The sequence below is a fragment of the Pseudomonas azotoformans genome (assembly GCF_001579805.1).
In the GTDB taxonomy this organism is placed as follows: Bacteria; Pseudomonadota; Gammaproteobacteria; order Pseudomonadales; family Pseudomonadaceae; genus Aquipseudomonas; species Aquipseudomonas azotoformans_A.
In genome coordinates this window covers 1,161,113-1,173,605 of record NZ_CP014546.1, presented here as the reverse complement: position 1 = coordinate 1,173,605, position 12,493 = coordinate 1,161,113, and the positions used below count along the sequence as shown (strand labels likewise).

The following is a 12,493-nucleotide window of genomic DNA, read 5'->3' as shown; positions in this document are numbered from 1 at the left end:
CCATGCCTATTCAGAACTCCCCGTACGACGCTTTTTCCAAACTGCTGAGCACCAGCGGCCACCCTTGCTCGCCTGCTGAACTGCACGGCGTATTGCTGGGCCGCAGCTGCACCGGCGTTGGCTTTGATGCCGACAACTGGCTGGCTGACGTGGCCGAGCTGCTTGAGACCGAACCGACCGACAACGTGCGCAACGCGCTGATCGGCCTGCAAGAGATGGTCAAGGGCGAGCTGACCGGTGATGACGTCACCGTGGTCCTGCTGCTACCGACCGACGATGCGCCGCTCGCGGAACGCGCCGCCGCCCTGGGCCAATGGTGCCAGGGCTTCCTCCACGGTTTCGGCGTCAACGCCGGCGGCCTGGAACTGAGCACCGACGCCAAGGAAGTATTGCAGGACCTGGCGGCGATCTCCCAGGTGCAAGACGCCCTGGAAGAGTCCGAAGACGGCGAAGGCGACTACATGGAAGTCATGGAATACCTGCGCGTCGCGCCGCTGCTGCTGTTCACCGAGACCAAGAAGTCCGCTGAACCCGCTGCACCCAAGCCGTCGCTGCACTAAGAAGGGAAGCCCATCTGCCCATGATCCATATCCCCCGAGCGGAATACACCCGACGCCGCAAGGCGCTCATGGCGCAGATGGAACCCAACAGCATCGCGATCCTGCCGGCTGCCGCCGTGGCGATCCGCAATCGCGATGTCGAACACGTGTACCGCCAGGACAGTGACTTCCAGTACCTGAGCGGTTTCCCCGAGCCGGAAGCGGTGATTGTGCTGATGCCCGGTCGCCAGCACGGCGAGTACGTGCTGTTCTGCCGCGAGCGCAACGCCGAACGCGAACTGTGGGACGGCCTGCGCGCGGGCACCGAAGGCGCGATCCGTGATTTTGGCGCCGACGACGCGTTTCCTATCACCGATATCGACGACATCCTGCCCGGCCTTATCGAAGGTCGCGACCGGGTGTACTCGGCCATGGGCAGCAATGCCGAGTTCGACCGGCACCTGATGGAATGGATCAACGTGATCCGCTCCAAGGCCCACCTGGGCGCCCAGCCACCGAACGAATTCGTTGCGCTGGATCATCTGCTCCACGACATGCGCCTGTATAAATCGGCTGCGGAAGTGAAGGTGATGCGCGAGGCCGCGCGAATCTCCTGCGCCGCCCACGTGAAGGCGATGCAGGCCAGCCGTGCCGGTCTCCATGAGTTCAGCCTGGAAGCCGAGCTGGATTATGAATTCCGCAAAGGCGGCGCGAAAATGCCAGCCTACGGCTCCATCGTCGCCGCCGGGCGCAACAGCTGCATCCTGCATTACCAGCAGAATGACGCGCTGCTCAAGGACGGCGATCTGGTGCTGATCGACGCCGGCTGCGAGATCGACTGCTACGCCAGCGACATCACCCGCACCTGGCCGGTCAATGGCAGGTTTTCGCCGGAACAGAAGGCGATCTACGAAATTGTGCTGGCTTCCCAGGAAGCCGCGTTTGCCGAAATCGCCCCGGACAAGCATTGGAACCAGGCGCATGAGGCAACCGTGCAGGTGATTACTGCTGGCTTGGTGAAGCTGGGGTTGCTGCAGGGTGACGTCGACGAGTTGATCGCCAGCGAAGCCTATAAAGCCTTCTACATGCACCGCGCTGGCCACTGGCTGGGCATGGATGTGCATGATGTGGGCGAGTACAAAGTGGGCGGTGAATGGCGGGTGCTGGAAGTCGGCATGGCGCTGACCGTAGAACCGGGCATCTATATTTCGCCGGACAACCCGAATGTGGCAAAGAAATGGCGTGGCATTGGCGTACGCATCGAGGACGACGTGGTAGTGACCAAGCAAGGCTGTGAAATCCTGACCGGTGGCGTGCCCAAGACCATCGCTGAAATTGAAGCGCTGATGGCGGCTGCCCGATGAGCCGGGTCAACCTGGCAATCATTGGCGGCGGCCTGGTCGGCGCCAGCCTGGCGCTGGCGTTGCAGGCTGGGGCCAGGGCGCGCGGCTGGAAGATCGTGCTGATCGAACCTTTTGCGCCGGGCGACAGCTACCAGCCGAGCTACGATGCGCGCTCTTCTGCGTTGTCCTTTGGTGCGCGGCAGATCTATCAGCGCCTGGGTTTGTGGCAAGAGATTTCGCGCCGCGCCGAGCCGATCAAGCAGATCCACGTGTCTGACCGTGGGCGTTTCTCCACCGCGCGCCTGTCCGCCATGGAAGAGGGCGTGCCGGCCCTCGGCTACGTGGTGGAGAACGCCTGGCTGGGCCAATGCCTGTGGCAAGGCCTGGACAAAGAGGTGGTCAGCTGGCGTTGCCCGGCCGAAGTCACACGCATGGAACCGCTGCCCGATGGCTACCGCCTGACCCTCAACGATGAAACTGTGCTGGAATGCGACCTCGCCGTGCTGGCTGACGGTGGCCGCTCCGGCCTGCGTGAGCAACTGGGCATCGGCGTGAAAACCCGCCCGTACAACCAGAGCGCATTGATCGCCAACATCACCCCCAGCGAATCCCATAACGGTGAGGCCTTCGAGCGCTTCACCGACGAGGGCCCGATGGCCTTGCTGCCGCTGCCGGACAACCGCTGCGCACTGGTGTGGACGCGCATCGGCATGGACGCGCAGCGCCTGGCCAATCTCGACGAGCGCAGCTTTTTGAGCGAGTTGCAGGGCGTGTTCGGCTACCGCCTGGGCACGCTGAAGCAAGTCGGCGCCCGTCATCTGTACCCGCTGACATTGGTGGAAGCCGAGGAGCAAGTGCGCTCGCACCTGGCGATCCTCGGCAACGCGGCCCACAGCCTGCACCCGATTGCGGGGCAGGGCTTCAACCTGTCCCTGCGTGATGCGAATGCGCTGGCCGAGGCCTTGCTGGCCGGACCGCAAGTGCCAGGTGACCTGGCGACCTTGCAAGGCTATCGCGAGCGTCAGCGCCTGGACCAGAAACTCACCGTGGGCTTCTCCGACCAGGTCACGCGCCTGTTCGGCAGCGCCCAACCGCTGGTCGCCCTGGGCCGCAACATGGGCCTGCTGGGCCTGGACTTGCTGCCGCCGGCCAAGCGCTGGTTCGCCCGTCAGGCCATGGGCCTGGGTACCCGTCCCGATGCGTAACTGGTTGATTGAGCGCCTGGGCAAGGCGCGGTTATTGCGCTGGTTCCTGAGCCTGTATCCGCCGTACCTCGGCGCGGGCGTACGGGTGCAAGAACTGAGCGCGGACTTCCGGCATGTCAAAGTGCGCATGGGCCTGGGCTGGTACAACCGCAATTACGTCGGTACGCAGTTTGGCGGCAGCCTGTATTCGATGGTCGACCCGTTCTACATGCTGCTGTTGATGGAGAACCTGGGCCGCGACTACATCGTGTGGGACAAGGCGGCGAGTATCGATTTCATTTCGCCGGGCAAAGGCCCGGTGTATGCCGAGTTTTCCATCGATGATGCCTTGCTCGATGAGATTCGACGGCAGACCGAAGGGGGCGAGAAGTACCTGCCCCACCTCAAGGTCCAGATTCATGACGGCTCCGGCACCCTGGTGGCGCGAGTTGACAAAACCCTTTACGTGCGGCGCAAGCCGCCAGCGAGACAGGCTTAAAGCATGGACATGCGCGCAGATGTGCTGATTGTCGGGGCCGGAATGGTCGGAAGCGCCCTGGCGCTGGCGTTGCAGGGCAGTGGCCTGCAGGTGCTGCTGCTCGACGGCAGCCCGCTGAGCGTCAAGCCGTTCGACCGCGAGGCCGCATTCGAGCCGCGCGTGAGCGCCTTGTCGGCCGCCAGCCAGCGCATCCTTGAACGCCTGGGCGTGTGGGACGGCATCGTCTCGCGCCGTGCCAGCCCTTATGGCGAGATGCAAGTGTGGGACGGCAGCGGCACCGGGCAGATCCATTTTTCCGCCGCCAGTGTGCATGCCGAAGTGCTCGGGCATATCGTCGAGAACCGCGTGGTGCAGGATGCACTGCTCGACCGCCTGCACGACTGCGACCTGGGCCTGCTGGCCAATGCACGCCTGGAACAGATGCGCCGCTCCGGCGATGACTGGCTGCTGACCCTGGCCGACGGCCGCACGTTGCGTGCGCCGTTGGTGGTGGCTGCCGATGGCGCCAATTCCGCCGTGCGCCGCCTGACCGGCACCGCGACCCGCGAATGGGATTACCTGCATAACGCCATCGTCACCAGCGTACGCAGCAGCCAGCCGCACCAGCGCACCGCGTGGCAACGCTTTACCGACACCGGCCCATTGGCGTTCTTGCCGCTGGTGCGGGACGGGCAGGAAGATTGGTGTTCGATAGTCTGGTCGACCACGCCCGCCGAGTCCGAGCGTTTGATGGCGCTGGATGATGAAAGCTTCTGCCGTGAGCTGGAGCGCGCCTTCGAAGGGCGGCTCGGCACGGTGCTTAGCGCCGATCCGCGCGTCTGCGTGCCACTGCGCCAGCGTCACGCCAAGCGCTATGTGGCCGAAGGCCTCGCGTTGATTGGCGACGCGGCGCACGTGATCCACCCCTTGGCGGGGCAGGGCGTGAACCTGGGGTTCCTGGATGCGGCGACACTGGCTGAAGTCTTGTTGTCGGCAACCGAGCGCGGCGAGCGCCTGGCGGATGTAAAGGTGCTGAGCCGCTACGAGCGTCGACGCATGCCGCACAACCTGGCGTTGATGGCGGCGATGGAGGGTTTTGAGCGACTGTTCCAGGCCGATCAACTGCCGCTGCGCTGGTTGCGCAACGCCGGTTTGAAAATGGTCGACCAGATGCCCGAGGCCAAGGCCGTCTTTGTGCGCCAGGCGCTGGGTCTGAGCGGGGATCTGCCGGAGCTGGCCCAGCCCTGAAACAGTCGTGCAACATCTGGTAACGCCTCCACCAAGCGCTACCAAATGTGAGTCCTTATCATTTGCCCTCTTTTTGCAAATGAGAGACCGCACCCATGTTGGCACCCAAGCGCCTCCTGACTGCCCTGGCACTCACCCTGATCGGCAGCACCACCGTGCAGGCCGCCGACGAAGTGGTGGTCTACTCCTCGCGCATCGACGAACTGATCAAGCCAGTGTTCGACGCCTACACAAAGAAAACCGGCGTGCAGGTGAAATTCATCACCGACAAGGAAGCCCCGCTGATGCAGCGCATCAAGGCCGAGGGCGAAAACGCCACCGCCGACCTGCTGCTCACCGTAGATGCCGGCAACCTCTGGCAGGCTGAGCAAATGGGCATCCTGCAACCGTTCACTTCCCCGGTGATCGACAAGAACATCCCTCTGCAATACCGCTCGTCCAAACACACCTGGACCGGCTTGAGCCTGCGCGCGCGGACCATCGCCTATTCCACCGACCGGGTAAAACCGGGCGACCTCACCACCTACGAAGCCCTGGCCGACAAACAGTGGGAAGGCCGCCTGTGCCTGCGCACGGCGAAAAAGGTCTACAACCAGTCGCTGACCGCCACCCTGATCGAAACCCACGGCGCCGCCAAGACCGAAGAAATCGTCAAGGGCTGGGTGAACAACCTGTCCACCGACGTGTTCTCCGACGACATCGCCGTGCTGGAGGCCATCAATGCCGGGCAGTGCGACGTGGGCATCGTCAACACCTACTACTATGGCCGCCTGCACAAACAGAAGCCGGACCTGGCGGTAAAACTGTTCTGGCCGAACCAGGGCGACCGTGGCGTGCACGTGAACCTGTCGGGCATCGGCCTGACCCAACACGCTCCGCACCCGGAAGCCGCCAAGGCACTGGTGGAGTGGATGACCACGCCTGAGGCGCAGAAGATCTTTGCCGACGTGAACCAGGAATTCCCGGCCAACCCGGCCGTACCGCCGTCGGCGGAAGTCGCGAGCTGGGGCAAGTTCGTGGCGGACACCTTGCCGGTGGAAGTGGCGGGCAAGCGCCAGGCTGAGGCGATTCGGTTGATGGATCGGGCTGGCTGGAACTAAATTTTTAAAACGCCGCAGATCGAAATGTGGGAGCGGGCTTGCTCGCGAAAGCGTCGTGTCAGTCGATACATGTGTGGCTGATACACTGCATTCGCGAGCAAGCCCGCTCCCACATTGGTTAGCGGCGCCTTGAAAATCTTTATTATTCTGAGAGTTTCTCATTGGCCTACCCCGCCCAACGCCGCTGGTACCTGCCGGTCTTCACCGTCGCTGCCCTGGTGCTGCTGCCGCTGAGCGTGCTGTTGCTGTCCTGGCAAAGCATCGATGCACAAATCTGGTCCCACCTCTGGGAAACCCAGATGCCGCGCCTGCTGGGCAACACCCTGACCCTGGTGTTGGGTGTCGGCGTCGGCGTGACCCTGCTGGGCGTGAGCCTGGCCTGGCTGACCAGCCTCTGCGAGTTCCCCGGCCGGCGCTGGCTCGATTGGGCGTTGATGCTGCCGTTCGCCATTCCGGCCTACGTTCTGGCTTTTGTATTTGTCGGCTTGCTGGATTTCTCCGGCCCGGTGCAAACCCTGCTGCGCGAATGGTTTGGCAGTGGCTTGAGGCTGCCTCGGGTGCGTTCCACCAGCGGTGTGATCATCGTGTTGGTGCTGGTGTTCTATCCCTACGTTTATCTGCTGGCGCGCAGCGCATTCCTGGCCCAGGGCAAAGGCCTGATGGAAGCGGCGCGGGTGTTGGGGCAATCGCCGTGGCGCGCGTTCTGGCATGTGGCCCTGCCCATGGCGCGGCCGGCGATTGGCGCCGGGGTGGCATTGGCATTGATGGAGACCCTGGCGGATTTTGGTGCGGTCTCGGTGTTCAACTTCGATACCTTCACCACCGCCATCTACAAGACCTGGTACGGCTTTTTCAGCCTGTCCAGCGCCGCCCAGTTGGCCAGCTTGTTGCTGTTGGTGGTGATGCTGGTGCTGTATGGCGAGCGGCGAGCACGGGGCGCCAGCCGACCGAGCAACGAGCGGCCACGGGGCAAGGCGCTGTATCACCTACGCGGGTTCAAGGCGGCAGCGGCGAGTAGTTGGTGTGGGCTGGTGTTCGCCTGTGCCTTTGTGATCCCGATGCTGCAACTGGTTGCCTGGTTCTGGCAGCGCGGTCGCTTCGATCTGGATGAACGCTACTCCGGCCTGATTGTTCACACGCTTTATCTGGGCGGGATCGCTGCCCTGATCACAGTCAGCGTGGCGCTGGTGCTGGCCTTCGCCAACCGGCTGGCGCCGACGCGGGCGATCCGCTCCGGCATCAGCCTGGCCAATGTCGGTTATGCCTTGCCGGGTTCGGTGTTGGCGGTGTCGATCATGTTGGCGTTCAGCTATTTGGACCGTGAACTGGTGGTGCCGCTGTCCGGCTGGCTCGGCGGCGCGGGCAAGCCATTGCTGTTGGGCAGCCTGTCGGCGTTGGTGCTGGCGTATCTGGTGCGTTTCCTGGCGGTGGCCTATGGGCCGTTGGAAAACAGCCTGGCGCGCATCCGGCCCTCCCTGCCGGAAGCAGCACGCAGTCTTGGCGTCAGTGGCCCGCGACTGTTTTGCAAAGTGTATCTGCCGTTGTTGCTGCCGGGGACCTTGAGTGCGGCACTGCTGGTGTTTGTCGATGTGCTCAAGGAAATGCCCGCGACCCTGCTGATGCGCCCGTTCGGCTGGGACACGCTGGCCGTGCGCATCTTTGAAATGACCAGTGAAGGCGAATGGGCAAGGGCCTCTTTGCCCGCGTTGACACTGGTGCTGGTCGGCCTGTTGCCGGTGATCGGGCTGATTCGACGCTCCGCCCGGCAAATCGGTTAGGTGCCAGTCCTACGGCTTGCGGCTACAATGCGCGGCATTCGGTGCGCTTCGTCTTTCGGAGCGGGTCGCTGGGCGTGGCTGCAGGCCTTGTAATTCAAGGTGTTCAGCGCGAACAGTAGCTCCGCGCACCTTCGCCACGCCCGGAAGGAGAAACCCATGGGACAGCGTACGCCTCTGTATGACCTGCATCTCGCCCTCGGCGCGAAAATGGTCGATTTTGGCGGTTGGGATATGCCTCTGCACTACGGCTCGCAGGTTGAAGAACACCACCAGGTGCGACGCGACTGCGGGGTGTTCGATGTATCCCATATGACCGTGATCGATGTCACCGGCCCCCAGGCCAAGGAATGGCTCCAGTACCTGCTGGCCAATGATGTCGAACGCCTGCACGGCTGCGGCCGTGCGTTGTACAGCGCCATGCTCAACGAAAAGGGCGGCGTGGTGGACGACATGATCGTCTACCGCACCGAGTCCGCTTATCGGCTGGTGGTGAATGCCGCCACCCGTGACCAGGACATGGCCTGGATGCACGCGCAACTGGGCAATTACCAGGTGCAGCTGCATGAACGCCCTGAGCTGGCCATGCTCGCTATCCAAGGCCCCCACGCCCGGCAGAAGATTGCCGAGCTGGTGACCCAGTCGCGCGGCGCGCTGATTCACCAGCTCAAACCCTTCGAAGGCCAGGCCGACGGCGATTGGTTTATCGCCCGCACGGGTTATACCGGCGAAGATGGTCTGGAGATTGTCCTGCCGGCCGATCAGGCGCCGGGCTTTTTCAACGACCTGGTAGGTGCCGGTATTTCCCCCATCGGCCTTGGCGCCCGGGATACCCTGCGCCTGGAGGCGGGCATGAACCTCTACGGTCAGGACATCCATCAGGACGTTTCGCCGTTGGCGTCGAACATGGCCTGGAGCATTGCCTGGGAGCCGGCCGAGCGCAACTTCATCGGCCGCGCCGCGCTGGAAGCGGAAAAAGCCGCGGGTGTGCAGTTCAAACTGGTCGGGCTGGTACTGGAAGAACGTGGAGTTTTACGTGCTCACCAGGTGGTTCGTATCGCCAATATTGGCGAAGGGGAGATCACCAGTGGTAGTTTCTCTCCTACGCTGAGCAAATCCATTGCCCTGGCGCGAGTACCGACGGCAACGGCTGATCGGGCCGAAGTGGAAATCCGCGGCAAGTGGTACCCGGTTCGAGTGGTCAAACCGACCTTCGTGCGCCATGGCAAAACCTTGATCTAACCTATTTCCGGCAGGCCAATGGCCGCTGACATTACTTCTTGAGGACACAGATTATGAGCGATATCCCTGCCGACCTGCGTTTTGCCGAAAGCCACGAATGGGCACGCCTGGAAGCTGACGGCACCGTGACCGTCGGTATTTCCGACCATGCTCAGGAAGCGTTGGGTGATGTGGTGTTTGTCGAGTTGGCCGAAGTGGGCGCGCAGTTTGACGCTGCCGGCCAAGCGGGTGTGGTTGAGTCGGTGAAGGCCGCCTCGGACATCTACGCTCCGGTTGCAGGCGAAGTGATTGCCGTCAATGAAGAGCTGAGCGGTAGCCCTGAGCTGCTGAACTCCGACCCGTACGGCGCGTGGATCTTCAAGCTCAAGCCGAGCAATCCGGCTGATCTGGAAAAACTGCTGGATGCTGCTGGCTACAAAGCCGCCATCGGCGAGTGATTCTGTTGCGGGAGCCGGTTATCCGGCTCCCGCAATGTGCTTTCAGCGCTGTAGAACCGCTTTCACTGCCGCTACCGACCGCTCCACATCCGCCTCCGTCATCGCCGTGAACATCGGCAACGACACGATCAAACGACCGACCTTTTCTGCCACCGGGAACATGCCTTCCTTGAAGCCCTGTGCCCGATAAAGACTCAGCAGGTGGATCGGCGGGTAGTGATAGCCAATGCCGACGCCGTGGGCCTGCATCTGCTCCATGAAGGTGGCGCGGGCTGGCAGGCCGTCCTGACGCTCTGGCAGCACCAGTTGGAACAGGTGCCAGTTGCTGTTTTCGAAGTCGGCCGGTGGCAGTTGTGCGCCGTACAACGCTTCAAAATCACTCCCAAAGCACTTGAAGTAGTGCCGCGCCAGGTTCTGGCGATGCGCGGTGATCTTCTCGATATGGGCAAACTGCCCCAGGCCAATGGCGGCGGCGATGTCGGTCATATTGAACTTGCCGCCCAGCACATCTACATCCAAGCCATCGAAGCCGGTACGGGTGACGCCTTGCAGGCGATACTTCTCGGCCAGACGCGCTTCTTCGGCGTTGTTCAACACCAGGCAACCGCCCTCTGAAGAGGTGATGTTCTTGTTGGCCTGGAAACTGAACGACACGAAATCACCGGTGGCGCCGATGCGCTCGCCATCCCAGCTTGAACCCAATGCCTGGGCAGCGTCCTCGACGATACGCAGGTTGTACTTGTTTGCCAGTGCGTACAGCATCGGCATGTCCAGGGGCAGACCGGCCAGGTAAACCGGGATGATCGCCTTGGTGCGCGGGGTAATCGCCGCCTCCACCTGGGCCAGGTCGATGTTGCGGGTGACCGGGTCGATATCGGCAAACACCGGCGTGGCGCCGACTTCCAGGATCACGTTGGCCGTGGCCACCCAGGAGATCGGTGTGGTGATGACTTCATCACCCGGCCCGATGCCGGCAATGCGCAAGGCAATCTCCATGGTGCAGGTGCCCGAGTTGAAGGTGCGCACCGGCCGGCCGCCAAAGTATTCCGACAACTGAGCTTCGAATGCCTGCACTTTCGGCCCGCTGGTGATCCAGCCTGAGCGCAGTACATCGCCGACCGCCGAGATGGTGGCTTCATCGATGGTGGGTTTGGAGAACGGCAGGAAGGGCTGTTGGCTCATGACGACGAAGGCATCCGTTTCAGATTGGCGATGAGTAAGCGAGGTATCAGCACCGGCATGGTTGCACGGCTTGACTGAATATAGCCTGTCGCGCGTGAATGAATTGTCATGCTGACGGTAAAAACGTGGACAAAAAAATGCCGCTTAAAAGCGGCACTTTTCAAAGTGATGGGATCACTCGGTAACGGCGTTTTTCGCGAGGATGGCGTTTGCCAGCTCCATATCCGTGGCTTGCAGGCCAGGGTTATCGGCGCGGACTTTCTGCATCGCCGCTTCCAGGTACGGGCCACGGATGCCGCCATCGCTGGCAACAAAGCTGCCTGCGTCGTCTTGTGCGGCGACCACCAGCTTGTGGTCTTTGAACGTCAGGTACGTCGAGCCGGTAGTGGCGCCAGACGAGATGACGTTGCGCCAGAAACTGTCGGCCATGGCTGAACCGACAGGGAGGGAAAGCACAGCAAGGGTTGCGACAGCATATTTAAGACGCATGATGGGTGACTCCGGGTGGGTTATCTGTACTTTATGATTGTAGTTAGTCCAACCGAGTTCCATCACTGACTAAACAGTTTCAACCCTTAACACCACACCTTCCTGGCCAACTACCCGGACTTGAGCGCCTACGGGGCTGTCCGGGCCAGTGACCATCCACACGCCGTCACCCACCTTTACCTTGCCCCGGCCGTCCACAATCGCCTGATGCACCACGAAGGTGCGGCCGATCAGCTCCGAGCCGCGCTCGTTCAGCCCCGGCTGGTCGCTGACCTTGGCACTGCTGCGCTGGCGCTTCCACCAATACACGGCTGTGACGATCGACAGCACGGCAAACAGTAGCAGTTGCCACTCTAGCCCCAAGGGTGGCACCAAAAACTTGATCACCCCCACGGCCGCCGCCGCGATGCCCATCCACAGCAGGTAACCACCGGCGCCGAATACCTCAAGGATCAACAACACCGTACCCAGCGCCAGCCAATCCCAAAACGACAGATGCTGCAGGAAATCCCACATGGCGCTGGCCTCAGCCTTTCTTGTTGTCGAACGTTGCCTTGACGATCTCGCCGATACCACCAACCGCACCGATCACCTGGCTGGCTTCCAGCGGCATCAGGATGACCTTGCTGTTGTTGGCCGATGCCAGCTTGCCCAGCGCATCGATGTATTTCTGCGCGACGAAGTAATTGACCGCCTGCACGTTGCCCGACGCAATCGCTTCCGACACCACCTGGGTCGCGCGGGCTTCTGCTTCGGCCTGACGCTCACGGGCTTCGGACTCAAGGAATGCAGCCTGTCGGCTACCTTCTGCCTCAAGGATCTGCGCCTGCTTCTTGCCTTCGGCGGTCAGGATCGCGGAGGCGCGCAAGCCTTCAGCTTCAAGGATTTGCGCACGCTTGATCCGTTCGGCTTTCATCTGGCCCGACATGGCGGCCATCAGGTCGGCAGGTGGGCTGATGTCCTTGATCTCGATACGGGTGATCTTGATGCCCCATGGCGCGGTGGCTTCGTCCACGGTTTTCAGCAGTTTCTCGTTGATGCCGTCACGCTGGCTGAGCATGGCATCCAGCTCCATGGAACCGAGCACGGTACGGATGTTGGTTTGCAGCAGGTTGCGGATGGCGTGTTCGAGGTTGTTTACCTCGTACGCGGCCTGGGCGGTGTTGACCACCTGGAAGAAGCACACGGCGTCGATCTGCACGGTGGCGTTGTCGGCGGTGATGACTTCCTGGGGCGGGATATCCAGCACGCTTTCCATCACGTTGATCTTGCGACCGATGCGGTCCATGACCGGGATGATGATGTTCAGGCCAGGCTTGAGGGTGTTGGTGTAGCGGCCGAAACGCTCGACTGTCCACTGGTAACCCTGGGGGACGACCTTGAAGCCCATGAACAGGATGGCGATGGCCAAGCCCACGAAAAGAAGCAGTACGGTTCCGATCTGCATAGCGATTCCCTATCTGAATGTGTCAGTGA

At 62.1% G+C, this 12,493-nt stretch carries 13 protein-coding genes; 9 read left to right on the top strand and 4 right to left on the bottom strand.

Features of this window, described 5'->3' with window-relative positions; translation table 11 throughout:
• Positions 1 to 2 precede the first annotated feature (2 nt).
• The 9 genes from AYR47_RS05580 (at position 3) to gcvH (ending at position 9,346) form a co-directional block, all read left to right on the top strand.
• The gene (locus tag AYR47_RS05580; protein WP_021492630.1) at positions 3 to 560 is read left to right on the top strand and encodes a YecA/YgfB family protein; all 558 of its coding nucleotides are present in this window, start codon (positions 3 to 5) and stop codon (positions 558 to 560) included.
• A gap of 20 nt (positions 561 to 580) precedes the next feature.
• Positions 581 to 1,903 carry a Xaa-Pro aminopeptidase gene (pepP, locus tag AYR47_RS05575; RefSeq protein ID WP_061434549.1) on the top strand — a complete coding sequence of 441 codons (1,323 nt, stop codon included), beginning with the start codon at positions 581 to 583 and terminating at the stop codon, positions 1,901 to 1,903.
• The gene (gene ubiH, locus AYR47_RS05570) at positions 1,900 to 3,087 is read left to right on the top strand and encodes a 2-octaprenyl-6-methoxyphenyl hydroxylase (RefSeq protein ID WP_061434547.1); all 1,188 of its coding nucleotides are present in this window, start codon (positions 1,900 to 1,902) and stop codon (positions 3,085 to 3,087) included. The genes pepP and ubiH overlap by 4 nt, the downstream gene beginning before the upstream one ends.
• Positions 3,080 to 3,565 (top strand): DUF4442 domain-containing protein, encoded by a 486-nt coding sequence (locus AYR47_RS05565; RefSeq protein ID WP_016978971.1) that lies wholly within the window; start codon positions 3,080 to 3,082, stop codon positions 3,563 to 3,565. Before ubiH ends, AYR47_RS05565 begins: the two co-directional genes overlap by 8 nt.
• Before the next feature lie 9 nt (positions 3,566 to 3,574).
• Positions 3,575 to 4,792, top strand: a complete 1,218-nt coding sequence (locus tag AYR47_RS05560) for a 2-octaprenyl-3-methyl-6-methoxy-1,4-benzoquinol hydroxylase (protein ID WP_167351277.1) — start codon at positions 3,575 to 3,577, stop codon at positions 4,790 to 4,792.
• Positions 4,793 to 4,887: 95 nt separating this feature from the next.
• Positions 4,888 to 5,892 carry an extracellular solute-binding protein gene (locus AYR47_RS05555; RefSeq protein ID WP_028618388.1) on the top strand — a complete coding sequence of 335 codons (1,005 nt, stop codon included), beginning with the start codon at positions 4,888 to 4,890 and terminating at the stop codon, positions 5,890 to 5,892.
• A 161-nt stretch (positions 5,893 to 6,053) separates the two neighbouring features.
• Positions 6,054 to 7,670, top strand: a complete 1,617-nt coding sequence (locus AYR47_RS05550; protein WP_061434546.1) for an ABC transporter permease — start codon at positions 6,054 to 6,056, stop codon at positions 7,668 to 7,670.
• Between the two features lie 156 nt (positions 7,671 to 7,826).
• Positions 7,827 to 8,909, top strand: coding sequence for a glycine cleavage system aminomethyltransferase GcvT (gene gcvT / locus AYR47_RS05545; protein WP_033897549.1), 1,083 nt, complete (start codon positions 7,827 to 7,829; stop codon positions 8,907 to 8,909).
• A 53-nt stretch (positions 8,910 to 8,962) separates the two neighbouring features.
• Positions 8,963 to 9,346 (top strand): glycine cleavage system protein GcvH, encoded by a 384-nt coding sequence (gene gcvH, locus AYR47_RS05540; protein ID WP_033897550.1) that lies wholly within the window; start codon positions 8,963 to 8,965, stop codon positions 9,344 to 9,346.
• Between the two features lie 42 nt (positions 9,347 to 9,388).
• On the opposite strand, the gene AYR47_RS05535 is transcribed toward gcvH, so the two are convergent.
• The 4 genes from AYR47_RS05535 to AYR47_RS05520 form a co-directional block, all read right to left on the bottom strand.
• Complete coding sequence (locus AYR47_RS05535) at positions 9,389 to 10,528, bottom strand: DegT/DnrJ/EryC1/StrS family aminotransferase (RefSeq protein ID WP_061434545.1); 1,140 nt, start codon at positions 10,526 to 10,528, stop codon at positions 9,389 to 9,391.
• A gap of 174 nt (positions 10,529 to 10,702) precedes the next feature.
• Positions 10,703 to 11,017: a DUF2388 domain-containing protein gene (locus AYR47_RS05530; RefSeq protein WP_003176799.1), complete on the bottom strand. Its 315-nt coding sequence runs from the start codon at positions 11,015 to 11,017 to the stop codon at positions 10,703 to 10,705.
• 69 nt (positions 11,018 to 11,086) lie between these two features.
• Complete coding sequence (locus tag AYR47_RS05525; RefSeq protein ID WP_033897552.1) at positions 11,087 to 11,533, bottom strand: NfeD family protein; 447 nt, start codon at positions 11,531 to 11,533, stop codon at positions 11,087 to 11,089.
• Between the two features lie 10 nt (positions 11,534 to 11,543).
• Complete coding sequence (locus tag AYR47_RS05520; protein WP_010207363.1) at positions 11,544 to 12,464, bottom strand: SPFH domain-containing protein; 921 nt, start codon at positions 12,462 to 12,464, stop codon at positions 11,544 to 11,546.
• Positions 12,465 to 12,493 lie beyond the last annotated feature (29 nt).